At 68.4% G+C, this 15,631-nt stretch carries 18 protein-coding genes; 10 read left to right on the forward strand and 8 right to left on the reverse strand.

Going from position 1 to position 15,631, the window contains the following annotated elements; genetic code table 11:
• The first annotated feature begins 148 nt into the window (after positions 1-148).
• The 3 genes from CFB82_RS04925 to scpB all read left to right on the forward strand — a co-directional run bounded on the left by CFB82_RS04925 (position 149) and on the right by scpB (position 3,562).
• Positions 149-1,471, forward strand: a complete 1,323-nt coding sequence (locus CFB82_RS04925) for an MFS transporter (protein WP_069247345.1) — start codon at positions 149-151, stop codon at positions 1,469-1,471.
• A gap of 61 nt (positions 1,472-1,532) precedes the next feature.
• On the forward strand, positions 1,533-2,756 hold the full coding sequence (locus CFB82_RS04930; protein ID WP_069247346.1) for a CaiB/BaiF CoA transferase family protein: 1,224 nt from the start codon (positions 1,533-1,535) through the stop codon (positions 2,754-2,756).
• Positions 2,753-3,562, forward strand: coding sequence for a methylmalonyl-CoA decarboxylase (gene scpB / locus CFB82_RS04935; protein ID WP_069247347.1), 810 nt, complete (start codon positions 2,753-2,755; stop codon positions 3,560-3,562). The genes CFB82_RS04930 and scpB overlap by 4 nt, the downstream gene beginning before the upstream one ends.
• A 119-nt stretch (positions 3,563-3,681) precedes the next feature.
• Here the strand turns inward: scpB and CFB82_RS04940 are convergent, their stop codons facing one another.
• The 3 genes from CFB82_RS04940 to CFB82_RS04950 form a co-directional block, all read right to left on the reverse strand.
• Positions 3,682-4,221 carry a chromate transporter gene (locus CFB82_RS04940; protein WP_069247348.1) on the reverse strand — a complete coding sequence of 180 codons (540 nt, stop codon included), beginning with the start codon at positions 4,219-4,221 and terminating at the stop codon, positions 3,682-3,684.
• On the reverse strand, positions 4,218-4,829 hold the full coding sequence (locus CFB82_RS04945) for a chromate transporter (protein ID WP_089483547.1): 612 nt from the start codon (positions 4,827-4,829) through the stop codon (positions 4,218-4,220). The genes CFB82_RS04940 and CFB82_RS04945 overlap by 4 nt, the downstream gene beginning before the upstream one ends.
• Before the next feature lie 240 nt (positions 4,830-5,069).
• Positions 5,070-5,825 (reverse strand): DeoR/GlpR family DNA-binding transcription regulator, encoded by a 756-nt coding sequence (locus CFB82_RS04950; RefSeq protein ID WP_069247349.1) that lies wholly within the window; start codon positions 5,823-5,825, stop codon positions 5,070-5,072.
• Between the two features lie 81 nt (positions 5,826-5,906).
• On the opposite strand from CFB82_RS04950, the gene CFB82_RS04955 reads away from it, so the two are divergent.
• From CFB82_RS04955 to CFB82_RS04965, 3 genes are all read left to right on the forward strand, one after another.
• Positions 5,907-6,506: an NUDIX domain-containing protein gene (locus CFB82_RS04955; protein WP_069247350.1), complete on the forward strand. Its 600-nt coding sequence runs from the start codon at positions 5,907-5,909 to the stop codon at positions 6,504-6,506.
• Positions 6,503-6,883, forward strand: a complete 381-nt coding sequence (locus CFB82_RS04960) for a DUF4406 domain-containing protein (protein WP_069247351.1) — start codon at positions 6,503-6,505, stop codon at positions 6,881-6,883. The genes CFB82_RS04955 and CFB82_RS04960 overlap by 4 nt, the downstream gene beginning before the upstream one ends.
• Positions 6,884-7,067: 184 nt before the next feature.
• The gene (locus CFB82_RS04965) at positions 7,068-7,928 is read left to right on the forward strand and encodes an SIR2 family NAD-dependent protein deacylase (protein WP_069247352.1); all 861 of its coding nucleotides are present in this window, start codon (positions 7,068-7,070) and stop codon (positions 7,926-7,928) included.
• 37 nt (positions 7,929-7,965) lie between these two features.
• Here the strand turns inward: CFB82_RS04965 and CFB82_RS04970 are convergent, their stop codons facing one another.
• Positions 7,966-9,177 carry a S53 family peptidase gene (locus CFB82_RS04970; protein WP_069247353.1) on the reverse strand — a complete coding sequence of 404 codons (1,212 nt, stop codon included), beginning with the start codon at positions 9,175-9,177 and terminating at the stop codon, positions 7,966-7,968.
• 405 nt (positions 9,178-9,582) lie between these two features.
• On the opposite strand from CFB82_RS04970, the gene crcB reads away from it, so the two are divergent.
• Both crcB and CFB82_RS04980 read left to right on the forward strand, forming a co-directional pair.
• The gene (gene crcB / locus CFB82_RS04975) at positions 9,583-9,969 is read left to right on the forward strand and encodes a fluoride efflux transporter CrcB (RefSeq protein WP_069247354.1); all 387 of its coding nucleotides are present in this window, start codon (positions 9,583-9,585) and stop codon (positions 9,967-9,969) included.
• 23 nt (positions 9,970-9,992) lie between these two features.
• The gene (locus CFB82_RS04980; RefSeq protein WP_069249235.1) at positions 9,993-10,343 is read left to right on the forward strand and encodes a DUF190 domain-containing protein; all 351 of its coding nucleotides are present in this window, start codon (positions 9,993-9,995) and stop codon (positions 10,341-10,343) included.
• 15 nt (positions 10,344-10,358) lie between these two features.
• On the opposite strand, the gene CFB82_RS04985 is transcribed toward CFB82_RS04980, so the two are convergent.
• Positions 10,359-10,922: a YggT family protein gene (locus CFB82_RS04985; protein WP_069247355.1), complete on the reverse strand. Its 564-nt coding sequence runs from the start codon at positions 10,920-10,922 to the stop codon at positions 10,359-10,361.
• 72 nt (positions 10,923-10,994) lie between these two features.
• Positions 10,995-11,924 carry a Rossmann-like and DUF2520 domain-containing protein gene (locus CFB82_RS04990; RefSeq protein ID WP_069247356.1) on the reverse strand — a complete coding sequence of 310 codons (930 nt, stop codon included), beginning with the start codon at positions 11,922-11,924 and terminating at the stop codon, positions 10,995-10,997.
• A 516-nt stretch (positions 11,925-12,440) separates the two neighbouring features.
• Between CFB82_RS04990 and CFB82_RS05000 the strand changes: the two genes are divergently transcribed.
• The gene (locus CFB82_RS05000) at positions 12,441-12,743 is read left to right on the forward strand and encodes a hypothetical protein (protein WP_069247357.1); all 303 of its coding nucleotides are present in this window, start codon (positions 12,441-12,443) and stop codon (positions 12,741-12,743) included.
• A gap of 124 nt (positions 12,744-12,867) precedes the next feature.
• On the opposite strand, the gene CFB82_RS05005 is transcribed toward CFB82_RS05000, so the two are convergent.
• On the reverse strand, positions 12,868-13,536 hold the full coding sequence (locus tag CFB82_RS05005; protein WP_069247358.1) for a LysE family translocator: 669 nt from the start codon (positions 13,534-13,536) through the stop codon (positions 12,868-12,870).
• A gap of 59 nt (positions 13,537-13,595) precedes the next feature.
• Entirely contained in the window at positions 13,596-15,152 is a 1,557-nt protein-coding gene (gene ubiD, locus CFB82_RS05010; RefSeq protein WP_089483548.1) for a 4-hydroxy-3-polyprenylbenzoate decarboxylase, read from the reverse strand.
• On the opposite strand from ubiD, the gene CFB82_RS41940 reads away from it, so the two are divergent.
• Positions 15,124-15,318: a hypothetical protein gene (locus CFB82_RS41940; protein WP_143750875.1), complete on the forward strand. Its 195-nt coding sequence runs from the start codon at positions 15,124-15,126 to the stop codon at positions 15,316-15,318. The two genes, ubiD and CFB82_RS41940, sit on opposite strands and share 29 nt — an antisense overlap.
• Positions 15,319-15,631 lie beyond the last annotated feature (313 nt).

Consider the following 15,631-nt stretch of genomic DNA (forward strand, 5'->3'; position numbering starts at 1 on the left):
CCATAAGCGAATCCGATCGAGCAAGATGAATATCATATTTTTCCCCGATCGATGGTGTTTCTATACTCGTCTCACAAAAGAGCCAGCCTCCCGGCCATCCCGGACCGGACGCGGCAAAAGCGCCGGCCCCGCCGGCAAGGAGACGAAGATGTTCAAGGCGATCGACGCGCCGGCGGCCGGCGCGAAGCCGCGGCGCACGCCGCTCACGCGCGAGCAGGTCAAGGGCTTCTGGGCCGTGTATGCGGGCTGGGTGCTCGACGGCGTGGATTCGGTGATCTACGCGCTGGTGCTGATTCCGGCGCTGACCGAGCTGCTGCCGGCGTCCGGCATCGCGGCGACGCCCGCGAATCTCGGGATGTACGGCTCGATCCTGTTCGCGCTGTTCCTGATCGGCTGGGGGCTGTCGTTCATCTGGGGGCCGCTCGCCGACCGCTTCGGCCGCGTGCGCACGCTCGCCGCGAGCATCCTGATCTACTCGGTGTTCACCGGCGCAGCCGCGTTCGTGCACGACGTGTGGGCGCTGGCCGCGTGCCGGCTGATCGCCGGGATCGGCGTCGGCGGCGAATGGGCGCTCGCGGGCACCTACGTCGCCGAGAGCTGGCCGGAAGACCGCCGCAAGATGGGCGCCGGCTACCTGCAGACGGGCTACTACTTCGGCTTCTTCATCGCGGCGTGCCTGAACTACACGATCGGCGCGACGTACGGCTGGCGCGCGATGTTCCTGTGCGGCCTCGCGCCTGCGCTGCTCGCGGTGTTCACCGTGATGCGCGTGAAGGAGCCCGGCCAGTGGCGCCGGCATGATGCACGCGACGGCGACGTGGCCGACGCACGGCGCGCGCATCCGCTGCGCGAGATCTTCGCGCCGGCCTTCCTGCGTCGCACGCTGACGAGCGCAAGCCTTGTCGGCGTCGCGATCGTCGGGCTGTGGGCCGGTTCCGTGTACGAGGCGAGCGCGGTCAGCACGCTGGCGGCGCGTGCGGGCATCGATCACATCGGCGCGATGCGGCTTGCATCGATCGGCGCGGCGATCCTGTCGTGCGCGACGATCGCCGGCTGCCTGGTTGCGCCGTGGCTCTCCGAGCGGCTCGGCCGGCGCACGGCGCTCGGCGTGTATTTCGCGGGCATGGCCGCATCGATCGTGTTCGCGTTCGGCTGGGCGTTCTACCAGCCGAACGGGCTCGCGGCGTTCATGGTGTCGCTCGCGTTCCTCGGTTTCTTCGGCGGCAATTTCGCGATCTTCTCGCTGTGGCTGCCCGAGCAGTACCCGACGCGCGTGCGGGCCACCGCGTTCGCGTTCAACGCGTCGGTCGGCCGCTTCATCGGCGCAGGCGTGAACTTCCTGCTCGGCGCCGCGATACACGGTTACGGATCGCTCGGCGTGCCGGTCGCATGGACCGCAGCCGTGTTCGGGCTCGGCATCCTGATCCTGCCGTTCGCGGTCGAAACGCGTCACCAGACGCTGCCCGAATGAGCGGCACGCCGCGAACGCTCGGCATCCAGCCACACCCAATCATCAATATCAGGAGTCCGGAATGCAGGCATTACAAGGAATCAGGGTCGTCGATCTGAGCCGCGCGCTGTCGGGGCCGTTCTGCTCGATGGTGCTCGCCGATCTCGGCGCCGACGTGATCAAGGTCGAGTCGGGGCCGCACGGAGACATGAGCCGCGCATGGGGGCCGTTCGATCGCGGCGTGAGCACGTACTACCTGTCCTGCAACCGCAACAAGCGCGGCATCTGCGTGGATTTCCGGCAGCCGGCCGGCCTCGACGTCGTGCGCCGGCTGATCGCGCAGGCCGACGTCGTGATCGAGAATTTCAAGGCGGGCACGATGGACGCGATGGGGCTCGGCTATGCCGCGCTGAGTGCGCACGATCCGCGGCTCGTGATGGGCAGCGTCACCGCGTTCGGCCCGCGCGGCCCGTTGCGCGACTGGCCGGGCTTCGACCAGATCGCGCAGGGCTATGCGGGGCTGATGAGCCTCACCGGTTTTCCCGACGGCGAGCCGACGCGCACGGGCACCGCGATCGGCGATCTCAGCTCGGGGATGTGGGTCGCGACCGGCGTGATGGCGGCGCTGTACGAGCGTGAGCGCACGGGGCGCGGACAGCACGTCGGCACGTCGCTGCTCGAAAGCCTCGTTTCGCTGCTGAGCGTGCACGGGCAACGCTACCTGAGCCTCGGCGACGTGCCGCGGCGCACCGGCAATGCGCATGCGGTGATCGCGCCGTATGGCGTGTTCGAGACGGCCGACGGGCCGCTCAACCTCGCGCCGATCACGACCGACATGTGGCTGCGGCTATGCCAGTTGCTGGACCTCCCCGAGCTGCCGAGCGATCCGCGCTTCGCGACCAACGATGCGCGCGTCGCGCACCGCGACGAACTGAAAGCGTTGCTCGAAAGCCGGCTGCGCACGCGCGGCAAGCGCGAATGGACGCAGCGTTTCGTCGACGCCGGACTGCCGGCCGGTCCGATCAACACGCTCGACGAAGTGTTCGCCGATCCGCAGCTCGCGCATTGCGGGCTGGTCGAGCCCGTCGCGCATCCGACGCTCGGCACGCTGCGCCAGGTCGTCACGCCGCTCGGCGGGATGGGCGACGAGATACCGGCGCCGCGCACGCGCCATGCGCCGCCGCTGCTCGGCGAGCATACGGTCGACGTACTGCGCGAAGCCGGCTACGGCGACGATGCGATCGACGCGCTGCTGGCCGAGCGCGCGATCTTCCAGGCGCAAGCCGTGGCGGAGGCCGTGCAATGACCGACACGACGAAACACGAAGGGGCGTCGAGCGTGACGGTCGACAGGGTCGGCGAACGGATCGCGCGCGTGCGGTTTGCGAATCCGGCGCGACGGCATGCGCTCGACGCGCCGTTGCTCGATGCGCTCGTCGCGCGCCTCGACGCGCTGGCCGAACACCGTCCGCCGCCCGTCGTGATCCTGTCGAACGACGGCAGCGGCGACGTGTGGAGCGCGGGGCACGACCTGCGCGAACTGGCCGACGATCGCGATCCGCTCGCATACGGCAAGCCGCTCGAACGGGCGCTGCGGCGCGTGCGGACCTATCCGGGCGCGGTGATCGCGGCGGTGTCGGGTTCGGCGTGGGGCGGGGCGGTCGATCTCGTGATGAGCTGCGACCTGGTGGTCGCGGCGCGCGATGCGCGTTTCGCGATGACGCCCGCGAACATCGGCCTGCCGTATTCGACGAGCGGCCTGCTGCGCTTCTACGACAACCTGCCGATCCACGTGCTGAAGGAGATGTTCTTCTGCGCGCAGCCGCTCGATGCGGAGCGCGCCGCGCATCACGGGCTCGTGAACCGGCTGGCCGACGCGGGTGGTGTCGACGATGCGGCGCTCGACGTCGCGCGCACGATCGCCGCGAAGGCGCCGCTCGCGGTGCACGCCGTGAAGGAGCAATTGCGCGTGCTGCAGGACGCGCGGCCGTTGCCGGTCGATGCGTTCGAACGGATCGCCGAGTTGCGCCGGCAGGCTTGCGACGGAGGCGACTTCGACGAAGGGCTGCGCGCGTTCGCGGAGCGGCGCGCGCCGGTGTTTCGCGGCGTCTAGGCGATGGGTTGTGCGAGCGGGGTGCGCAAGCGATGAAAAGCGTGCGGACGCGCTCGTGTCGTTGTGCAGGTATCGGTTGCGTCGTTCGCGGCCGCCATCGTGTGCCGCGTTGCCGTGCATCACATGCCGAGCGCGTGCACGCCGACGAGCAACAGCGCGCCGATCGCGATCAGCAGCAGCGCGTGAATGCGCGTGTAAATCACGCACAGCGTCGATGCAACCGCGATCGCGCGCGCGGCCCAGCCGCCGTCGAGCGCCTGCAGCAGCACCCACACCGACGCGAGGATCATGCCGGCCGCGACCGGGCGCAGGCCGGCCTCGAGCGCGATCTGCCAGCGCGCACCCTGGTGCCGCCGCCACAGATGCGCGACCCCATAGATCAGGAATGCCGTCGGGCCGAACAGCGCGAGCGTCGCGATCACCGCGCCCCAGAAGCCGGCCACCTGCCAGCCGATCAGTGTGGCCAGCAGCGAGCCGGGGCCCGGCGCCATCCGCGCGATCGCGAAGTCGTTCACGAATTGCGTGGCGGTCATCCAGTGATGCACGTCGACGACCTGCCGCTGGATGTCGGCGATGATCGCCTGTCCGCCGCCGATCGTTGCGATCGACAGCGGCGCGAACACGCCGAACAGCGCGGCGTAGCGTTGCGATGCGGTCATCGCGTGTCGCTCCCGGCTGGCGTCGCGGCCGCGCGCCGATATTCGAGCGCGACGCTCAGCGTGCCGCCGACCAGCACGGTCCACACGAGCGGCCAGTGCAGCACGGCCACCGACACGAAGGTGAGCGCCATCACCGCGAACGGCAGCGCGCGGCGCGGCAATCGACGCACCGCCGTGATCGCCATCGAGATCGACAGCCCGATCGCCGCGGCTGCCGCGCCGGCGAGCGCGACATGCGTGAGCGGAAAGCGCGTGAAGGTCGAGAATGCAATGCCGAACAGCACGATCAGCACGGCGGGCGGCGCGAGGATGCCGGTGAAGCCGGCCACCGCGCCGCGCCATCCGGCGAGCCGGTAGCCGATCCAGATCGCGAGGTTCTTCACGTTGACGCCCGGCAGCGCCTGCGACAGCGCGAGGCCGTTGAGGAACGCCTCCTCGTCGAGCCAGCGCCGCTCGTACACGAAGTCGCGCATCATCCGCCCGCTGAGCCCGCCGCCGAAGCTGGTCAGGCCGATCTGCGAGAACGCGATGAACAGCGCGAGGACGCCGGGCGGCGGTGCGTCGCCTGCAGGCGGTGCAGGTGAGGTGGCGGCGGAGGGCGGGGGCATCGGGCGGGCGGCGCGTGGCGGTTGGGCGGTCGCCCATGTTAGCAAGCGGACCCTGTCAGCACGCTGACATGGGCTCGGCGGCAATGCGATGAAAGCGTGCTGCTGAATCGACGGACGTGTGCAGGCACATCGGACACATCAGGCACGTCAGCGCATCAGGCACATCCGCGCAGCCGCAAGTCCGCATATCCGCCACATCGGCCACTTCCACCACTCGGCCACTTCCGCCACTCGGCGCCGCTACGCGCGCACGACCGTCACGCCCGCCGCCTCGATCGGCTTCGTCAGCGCGGCGTCGGTTTCCTTTTCGACCACCACGGTTTGCGCCAGCGTGAGCTCACCGATGACGAACTGTGACGCCGCGCGCAGCTTCGACTGCGACGCGAGCACGACCGTCTCGGCCGCCCGTTCGGCGAGCGCGCGCTTGATCGCCGCTTCCTCGAAATCGCCGGTGCTGAGCCCCGCGACCGGATGCACACCCGTGACGCCCATGAAGTACAGGTCCGCATGGATGCGCGCAATGCCTTCCATCGCCGCCGCGCCGACGGCCACGATCGAATGCTTGTAGAGCCGCCCGCCGATCAGGATCACGTCGATCGACGGATGCGCGGCGAGCGCGACCGCGACACTCGGGCTGTGCGTGACGATCGTCGCGCGCAGGTCGGCCGGCAACTGGCTGACGAGCAGCGCCGAGGTCGTGCCGCCGTCGACGATCGCCACCTGTCCGGGCGCGATCATCTCCGCGGCCCGCCGCGCGATGCGCCGCTTCTCCGCCGTCTCGAGCGCCTCGCGCTGCGCGAACGGCGCAACGGCGGGCGATGCCGGCAGCGCACCGCCATGCACGCGCTGCAGCAGGCCTTCGGCCGCAAGCTCGCGCAAGTCGCGGCGAACGGTATCTTCGGACACGCCGAATTGCGCGCTCAGTTCGGCCGCCAGCACCTGGCCGTCGTGCGCGAGTATGTCGAGGATCGCTTTCTTGCGTTGAGTCGTCAGCATCGTGTTTGCACGAATTTTCTTGAAGTTGCACGAATATGCACGTTACCATGGGCGCCGTCTTTTGTCGAACCGGAGGCTGCGATGGCTGCAACGCGGGACCGTGTCCGCATCGTCGATACGACGGTGCTGTCCGATGACTGGTATGTGCTGAAGAAGGTGACGTTCGATTTCCTGCGCCGCGACGGAACGTGGCAGCGCCTGAGCCGCGAGACCTACGATCGCGGCCATGGCGCGACCATCCTGCTGCGCAACGCCGGGACGGGCGACGTGCTGCTGACGCGGCAGTTCCGGATGCCGGCGTTCGTCAGCGGGCACGACGGCATGCTGCTCGAGGCCGCCGCCGGCCTGCTCGACGACGCGACGCCCGAAGCCCGCATCCGCGCGGAGGCCGAGGAGGAGACCGGCTATCGCGTGCGCGGCGTGCGCAAGGTGTTCGAGGCGTTCATGAGCCCCGGTTCGGTGACGGAGAAGCTGCATTTCTTCGTCGGCGAATACGATGCGTCGCTGCGCACCGGCGACGGCGGCGGCGTCGCGGAAGAGGGCGAGGATCTCGAGGTCGTCGAGATGCCGCTGCAGGCGGCGCTGGACGCCGTCGAACGCGGCGAGATCGTCGATGCGAAGACGATCATGCTGCTCCAGTACGTCGCGCTGCGGGAAGCCGCCGGCGCGCGCACGGCATGACGCCGCTGCTCGTGCTGGTCGCCGGCCCCTATCGCAGCGGCACGGATGGCGACCCCGCGCGCATCGCCGCGAACCTGCACCGCTTGGAGCAGGCGGCGCTTGCCGTGTATCGCCGCGGACACGTGCCGATGATCGGCGAATGGGTGTCGCTGCCGCTCGCCGTCGCGGCCGGGTCGCGACAGGTCGGCGACGCGATCAGCGAGACGTTCCTGTATCCGGCCGCGCATCGGTTGCTGCGCCGCTGCGATGCCGTGCTGCGCATCGACGGCGCGTCGCGCGGGGCGGACATGGACGTCGGTCTCGCACGGCAGCTCGGCAAGCCGGTCTATTTCGCGGCCGACGACATTCCGATCGCGCTGGACGATTCGGATAGCTGAACAGGCGGGGACGCGGCCAGGGGGCGCACCGCCGGCCGCCCCCTGCATCGGCCGGCTGACCGCATCCCTCGTGGCCGGGCGAGCATCGGGTCAAGCCGTTGCATTGCGCATGCCGCGGCGCGTGCGAACCGGCGTATGATCGCGACGCCACCCGCGCACCGCCCGACGCTACCTCCGTCCCATCATGCCGCTTTCCGATTCCGCTGCTGCTGCCGCCGCGCAACTGCCCGCCGATCTCGTCGCTTCCGCCGTCGCCGCGCTCGCGCGTGCCGACGCATTGCTCGTGACGGCCGGCGCCGGCATGGGCGTCGATTCCGGGCTGCCCGATTTTCGCGGCACGGACGGCTTCTGGCGTGCGTATCCGGCGCTGCGCCACGAGCGTTTCGAATTCAACGAGATCGCGTCGCCGCACGCATTCCGGGCACGCGCGCCGCTCGCGTGGGGCTTCTACGGGCACCGTCTCGCGCTTTACCGCGCGACGGTGCCGCATGCGGGCTTCGCGATCCTGCGTCGCTGGATCGACGCGATGCCGAACGGCGGCTTCGTGCTGACGAGCAACGTCGACGGCCAGTTCCAGAAAGCCGGCTTCGATCCGGCGCGGATCGTCGAGATCCACGGTTCGATCCACGCGATGCAGTGCCTGCGCCTCTGTTCGGACGACACGTGGGAAGCGGCGCCGTTCGTGCCGGACGTTGACGAGGCCACCTGCCGCCTCGTCGGCGACCTGCCGCGCTGCCCGCACTGCGGCGGCCTCGCGCGGCCGAACATCCTGATGTTCGGCGACACCGGCTGGCTCGGTGCGCGCTACGACGCGCAGGAACGCGCGCTGGAAGACTGGATCGCGCAGGCCGGGCGCGTCGCCGTGGTCGAGATCGGCGCGGGCACCGCGATCCCGACCGTGCGCCTGCTGAGCGAACGGCTCGGCGCCGACGTGATCCGCATCAACGCGCGCGAAGCGCATGCGCGCCGTGCGGACGTGATCGGCTTGAAGGGCGGTGCACGCGCAACGCTGAGCGTGCTTGATCGTGCCTGGCACGGCGACTGAGCGCCGCGCCACTGGCCGACCGGCGACGACCGCGCAGTTACGGCTGCGCGACGAGCGCCTGCACGAGCGCCGGCGCGACGGGTGAACCGAGTCCCGTCACGTAGTCGTAGCCGCCCGCCGCGTTGCAGACGCTGCCGCAATTGCCGTTGGACCCGATCGTCACGTCGTGAAAGTCGCTGCCGTAGGCGGTTTTGCCGACCGTATAAAGCGCGTCGTAGGTACCGCTCAACGATTTCTTGCCGGCTGCCGTGCGCAGCGAATTGGCGATCGCGACGAGCGCCGACCATTGCGGCGCGCCTGCGCTCGTACCACCGACCTGGAACCAGCCGGCCTGCCCCTGATAGGTGACCGAGTCGTACACGGCGAAACCGCTGGACGGATTCGCGTCGTAGCTGACGTCGGGCACGCCGCGCTTGCCGGCCACCGGAATCGGCCACGCGGTCTGTCCGGCCGGCTCGGCCTCGGTCGTGCTCACGCCGCCGCCGCTGCCGCTCCATGCGGCTTCGCCGACATAGTTGCCGGCCGCATCGGACGACAGCGTCGTGCCGCCGACCGACACCACGTAGGGCGATGCCGCCGGGTACTCGGTCCCGGTGCCGCTGTCGCCGGACGACGCGACGAACGTGACGCCCGGGACGTTGAAGTGGCTGTCGGAGCCGGTCTCGCTGCTGAACTCATTGCCGCCGAAACTCATCGACACGACCGACGCGCCGCGTTTCACCGCGACGTCGACCGCGGCCAGCAGGTCGCTGAAGCTGGCGGATGCAGCCTCGACGAGCACGATTTTCGCCTTCGGCGCGATCGCATGCACCCATTCGACGTCGAGCGATATCTCGAGCGACCAGCCCGAATCCGTCCTGGGCCGCGTACCGCGTGCGTATACCTTGGTGAAACAGCCGTTCGACGACGTGCAGGCCGGCAGCGAGAATGCGTTGCTGAACACGCCGAGATCGGACTCGATCTTCGGGTCGTCGTAGGCGTCGACGATCGCGATGGTCGTCCCGTCGCCCTGGTTGGCAATCGAGTCGAAGCCGTATGCATGTCGGGTGAGTGCCGGCGTGAGGCCGGCGATCGCGGCCGTGCTCGCACGCGGCTTCGTGTGGAACGGCGGCCGTGCGAAGCCTTTCGGTGCACGATTGCCCTCGACGTAGGACGGTGGCCCGTTGCCGTCGGCGAGCGCGACGCCCGATGCGAGCAGCGACGCGCACAGCGCCGGAATCAACATGGATGACAGGCGGATATTGTTCATTTTTCGAGTCTCCATGTCGATGGAGTGGATTGGCAAAATAATTCTACGAAATCGACTGCGTCAATTGCATGGAATATCGGCCGGATTCGGGAATGTCTGATGAGGGAAAATACGTGGAGCACGCATTTTCAAGCGCTAACCCCCGCCGAATTGAATCGCTTTATCGATTTTTGAAAAGCCGATAAATATTCGGCCGATTCAAAATGGATTCGTAATGTCAGATGTAATTGTTTGGAAAATATCGACGTGCGGTGGACGCTTGGAAATAATGAAACGCGTTGCGCCATTGCGTCACGATCCGACGCTCGCGGGCCCGGGCCGCCGGCATTGCCGGCGTGGCGCGATTCCGCATACAGTTCAGCGTAGGCCGCGTTGGCCACGCGGCGGCATCAGTGAGGAGTGCCCTTGTTCTATTCGATCGTCGCGATCTTCGTCGGCGCCGGGCTCGGCGCGTTGCTGCGCTGGTTCCTGAGCCTCGCGCTCAATGAATTCTTTCCCGCCGTGCCGCTCGGCACGCTCGCCGCGAACCTGATCGGCGGCTACGTGATCGGTATCGCCGCCGTCGTGTTCACGACCCGCGTCGGGCTGCCGCCCGAATGGCGGCTGTTCGTGATCACGGGCTTTCTCGGCGGCCTCACGACGTTCTCGACCTATTCGGTCGAAGTGATGACGCATGCGATGCAGGGCGAATTCGGATGGGCGTTTGCGGTGGCTGCCCTACACTTGACTGGATCGTTCGCGCTGACGGCGCTCGGCATGTGGACCGCGCGCGCGTGGCTCGCGGCGGCCTGAGCGTGCCGCCCTCGGAGGGTGCGATGGACAAGGTCTTCCTGCGCTTCTATGTGCACGAGAAGCATCGGCTGCACTGGAAGCCGCTGTGGGAATGGCTGCTGGAGGAGGCGAACCGGATGGGCGTCGCGGGCGGCTCCGCGTTTCGCGCGATGGCCGGGTTCGGCCAGCATCGCGTGCTGCACGAGGACCGCTTCTTCGAACTGCAGGGGTCGCTCGCGATCGAGATCGAATTCATCGTCACCGAGGACGAGGCGCAGCGCTTGCTCGACCGGTTGTCGCACGAGAAGGTGCGCGTGTGCTACGCGATGATGCCGGCGCGCTTCGGCGTGATCGACACGCTCGGCGGACCGCCGGCGCAGGGGCCGGCGGCGTAGGGTGCGGCGTTCGCGTCAGATGCCGAACATCGTCAGCGACACGGCGGCGCGCGTGACGACCATCAGCAGCACCTGCACGATCACGAACAGCAGGATCGGCGACAGGTCGATGCCGCCGAGGTTCGGGATGATGCGGCGCAGCGGGTTCAGGAACGGCGCGGTGAGCTGGTAGAGGATCGGCATCGCCGGCGAACGCGGGTTGAGCCACGACAGCAGCGCCATCAGGATCGTCATCCAGATCACGAGATTGAGCGCCCACTTCACGACGGTGAGCAGCGCGACCACGACGAGCGTCGCGATCACCGAGGCCGGGTCGAAGCCGGCCATCACGACCATCAGCACGACGTAGACGAGCGCGGTGAGCAGCGCGGCGACGACGCTGGCCCAGTCGATGCCGCGCACGCCCGCGATGACGCGGCGCAGCGGCAGCACGAGCCAGTTGGTTGCCTGCAGCACGGCCTGCGTGACGGGGTTGTACGGTGGCACGCGGACGGCCTGCATCCAGACGCGCAGGATCAGCGCGGCGCCGAACAGCGTGAAGACGGTATTGAGCAGAAAACGGGCGATCTCGCCGAACATCGTTGGCATCCTTTTTTAGTCAGTAGCGTGCGGCCGCCAACGCCGGATGGCGGCGCATCGGCCGACACATTATCACGCCTCGTCTTGCGACGGGGAGGGGTGTGCGGCGGTGCGCGCGAGCGACGTTTCGACGGCTTCGGCGAGCGCCGGCAGCGACGCCGGCGGCGTGGCGCGCTGCGCCGCGAGCGCGATCGCGCGGCGGGTCAGCAGCGCGTACAGCGCCGCGTGATCGCCGCCGCGCGTTTCAAGCAGTGCCAACTGGCGTTCGACGATGCCCGTGTCGCCGCGCGACACCGGGCCGGAGAGCGCGTTCGCGAGCCCCTTGTCGCGTGCGGTTTCGATCGTGCCGGCCAGCATCGGCAGCAGCGCGCGCAGCGCGGCGTCCTCGTCGAACCCGAGGCCGCGCCACAGCTCGACCGCTTCCGCCAGCCCGCACAGCGCGAAGCTCGCCGCGTAGTGCGCGGCCGCGTGATAGAGCATCCGGCCGCCGGCCGGAATCGACAGCGGATGGCAGCCGAGTGCGGCAGCAAGTCGCAGCAGCGTCGCATGCAACACGCCGTCGGCTTCGATCGTGACCGAGCAGCCGTCGATGCGGGCGAGGTCGGCGTCGGTGCCGCCGAACAGGTAGAGCGGATGGAATCCGCCGGTGGCCGCGCCTTGCCGTTTCGCTGGATCGAGCAGGGCGACCGCCGACGCGCCGCTGCAGTGAACGACGGCCTGCTGCGCGGCGCGCGACGCGTCGAAGCGCAGCGCCGCGGCGGCCGACGCGAGATGGTCGTCGGGCACCGTCAGGAGGATCAGGTCGGCGGCGTCGGCGACCTGCTGCGGCGTGTCGACCGCGTGGCAGCCGTCGATGCGCGCGGCGAGCGCCGCGGCCGACGCGGGCGTACGGCTCGCGATCGCGACGACCGGAAAGCCGGCCTGCGCGAAGCGCTGCGCGACGCAGCGCGCGAGACGGCCGGCGCCGATGAAGCCGAGGCGGGGTGTGTCGGGGAGGGACATGGCAGCGGGTGTAAGCGAAAACGAAGCAACCGCCAGTATCGCAGGAATGACCGCGGGGCCGCGAAAGGGCGGTTTCCGCGCGAGCACGTGACTTGGCTTGTCGGTAGGCGGCGCGATATCGATGCGTGTATCACCGTCCGGCACCCGGTCGATTCATGATTGAGGAACCCGACCCCGAAACATATCGGCCCCTATCCGGCTTGAAATGTCGGCATCTTGTCTCAAATTTGTAATCGTTCATTACGGTTGCGTGCCCGCTGCGCGCGCCGTATCCGGTAAGACTGACCGGCCATGATGTTGCGACTCGACCCGTCGGACGGAATCGCGCGACCCGCAAGGGTTTCCGCCGGTGCTCCGAGCCACGCCGCACGGCGGCTCCGGCCGCCTGCAATTGCAATTTGCAACAAATGCACGGTACGCGAGGGGCGGGTTTTCGCTACATTGCTTCCATGCGACGTGCACGCCCGCCGTTGCCGACAGGGGCGCATAAAATACCGCTCCAGCAGGAGAATCGAAGTGAAAAAGCTCATTCCGTTCATCGCCGCCGCCGCGCTGGGTCTGGGTGCCGCAAGCGCTGCACAGGCTCACGTGTCGATCGGGGTCGGCATCGGTATTCCGGTCGCGCCCGCGTATCCCGTCTATGCACCGCCGCCGCCCGTGTACTACGCGCCGCCGCCTCCGCCCGTCTATTACGCACCGGCGCCGGCCTACTACGCACCGCCGCCCGCCGTGGTCGTCGGCGGCTACTATGGCCGACCGTACTGGCACCGTGGCTACTATGGTGGCGGCTGGGGCCATCACGGCTACTGGCGTCGCTGATTCGTGCCGCGCGGCCTAGCCGCGCATGGCAAAACGGCGCAACGTCCCGCGAGGGGCGCTGCGCCGTTTTTTCTTTGGAGCCGCCGCCCGGCCTCGGGGAGCGACCCGGGCAGGCCGGCTGCGATTACACCGCGTGCACGATCAGGTCGCGGTAGCCGCCGACGATCACGCTGTACGAGAAATAAGCGAACAGCAGCGCCGACGCGATGTGACACGCGCGCATCAGCCCGGCGCCCGCGCGCTTGCGCCCCTGGCTCGCGAGCGTACACATGAAGAGCGTCCACGCGAGGCCGCCGAGGAAAAAGCCCGACAGGAACACCGACGCGGTGGCCGGCGTCGTCGCGCCGGCTTTCGCGATCAGCGCGCCGCCGACCGCCGCGAACCACAGGATCGCGCTCGGCGACGACATCGCGAGCAGCATCCCGCGCAGGAAACTGCGCCGTGCGCTGGCGCGCGGCTGCGGCGTGTCCTCGGCATCGTCGCCGGTTGCCTTGGCCGGCGTGAGCGCTTCGTGCGCCATCTTCCACGTGAGGAACAGCAGCACGGCGCCGCCGCCGATCCACACGATCCAGCGCACCGGCTCGAACTGCAGCAGCACGGCCATCCCCGCGAGCGCGAGCGCCGCATAGACGAGATCGCCGACGCACGAGCCGATGCCGAGCCAGAAGCCCGGCCGGAAGCCGTGCGACAGCGTCAGCGACAGCATCGCGACATTGACGAGGCCGATGTCGAGACACAACGACAGCGACAAAAAGAAGCCGTCGGACAGCATGGAGGCGGGCGGAAAGGTCATCGTCGTTGGTCTGGTAGCGATGGCAGTCCAATAGGCCGGCAGGCGCCGGCCGCATGGCGTCAGAGGCCGATCTCCTGCCAGAGCCGGTCGACGCGCGCCTTCACGGCCGCATCCATCTCGATCGGGCGACCCCATTCGCGGTTGGTCTCGCCGGGCCATTTGTTGGTCGCGTCGAGGCCCATCTTCGAACCGAGGCCGGCCACCGGCGACGCGAAATCGAGATAGTCGATCGGCGTGCTGTCGACCATCACGGTGTCGCGCACGGGGTCGACGCGCGTCGTGATCGCCCAGATCACTTCCTTCCAGTCGCGGATGTTCACGTCTTCGTCGACGACCACGATGAACTTCGTATACATGAACTGCCGCAGGAAGCTCCACACGCCGAACATCACGCGCTTCGCGTGGCCCGCGTAGCTCTTCTTCATCTGGACGATGGCCATCCGGTAGCTGCAACCTTCGGGCGGCAGGTAGAAGTCGGTGATCTCGGTGAACTGCTTCTGCAACAGCGGCACGAACACCTCGTTGAGCGCGACGCCGAGCACGGCCGGCTCGTCAGGCGGCTTGCCCGTGTAGGTCGAGTGGTAGATCGCGTCGCGGCGCATCGTGATGCGCTCGACGGTGAACACCGGGAACCACTCCTGCTCGTTGTAATAGCCGGTGTGGTCGCCGTACGGGCCTTCGAGCGCGTGCTCGTACTTGGCCGATGCATTGCCGGTGGGGCGCGGCGGTGCGCCGGCCGGAGCGGGGGCGGGCGAGCCTTCCTGCGGATAAATGAAGCCTTCGAGCACGATCTCCGCGCGCGCGGGTACCTGCAGCGTGTCGACGCCGGGCGTCAGGCACTTCGCCAGCTCCGTGCGGCTGCCGCGCAGCAGGCCGGCGAACTGGTACTCGGACAGCGAATCGGGCACGGGCGTCACCGCGCCGAGCGTCGTGGCCGGATCGGCGCCGAGCACGACCGCGACCGGATACGGCTTGCCGGGGTTCCGCAGTGCGAATTCGCGGAAGTCGAGCGCGCCGCCGCGATGCGCGAGCCAGCGCATGATCAGCTTGTTGCGGCCGATCAGCTGCTGGCGGTAGATCCCGAGGTTCTGCCGCGACTTGTTCGGCCCGCGCGTGACCGTGAGGCCCCACGTGACGAGCGGCCCTGCGTCGCCGGGCCAGCAGGTCTGGATCGGCAGCCGGTTCAGGTCGACGTCGTCGCCTTCCCAGACGATCTCCTGGCACGGCGGCGACGAGACCGATTTCGGCGCCATGTCCCACACGGCCTTCGCGAGCGACAGCAGCTTGCCGGCGTCCTTCAGGCTCTTCGGCGGATCGGGTTCCTTCAACGCGGACAGCAGGCGCCCGAGATCGCGCAGCGAATCGAGCGCGGCGTCGTCGCCCGCATCGACGCCCATCCCGAGCGCGACGCGGCGCGGCGTTCCGAACAGGTTGCCGAGCACCGGGAAGTCGTAGCCGGTCGGCGCGTTGAACAGCAGCGCAGGGCCGCCGGCCCGCAGCACGCGGTCGCACAGCTCGGTCATTTCGAGCACGGGCGACACGGGCTGCGTGACGCGCCGCAGTTCGCCGAGCGCCTCGAGGCGCTGGATGAAATCGCGTAAGTCTTTGTATTTCATGAAGAAGGTCCGGGCCACCCGCCAGGCGGGCAGCGATGGGTGGGCGCAGCGGCCGGCTGCGACCCCGAATCGACCGACGATTTTACCCGCGCTGCCGCATGCCCGCCCGGCGGAGAAAAAAGTCGACCGCGCGCAAACCCCCTACGGCACGGGGCTTGCGATCTGAAGAGTGCTGGTAAATTACTTTTTGTTATAATTTCAAGGTTTTATAGTGTTGACGATCTATAAAACCCTGCTAGAATCCGCTCACATTGGCTGCAGGGTAAAAGGCTTCGAGCCGCCAATCACCGATCTTTGACGCAGCGCGTCACCGTCCGCCGAATCCTGCACGGCGTATCCGACGGCCTTAGTCGTAGTCTCAGCCAGCGCCACCAGACGCTGGTTTTTTGCGTGGGTGCCACCGCGTATGCCCGCCTCGCCCAGTGTGCGAAGGTGCCGGCCCTCTTACACCGTGGCCTCGAACGGTACTTATACCGTTT

The sequence above is a fragment of the Burkholderia sp. HI2714 genome, assembly GCF_002223085.1.
Classification (GTDB): domain Bacteria; phylum Pseudomonadota; class Gammaproteobacteria; order Burkholderiales; family Burkholderiaceae; genus Burkholderia; species Burkholderia lata_D.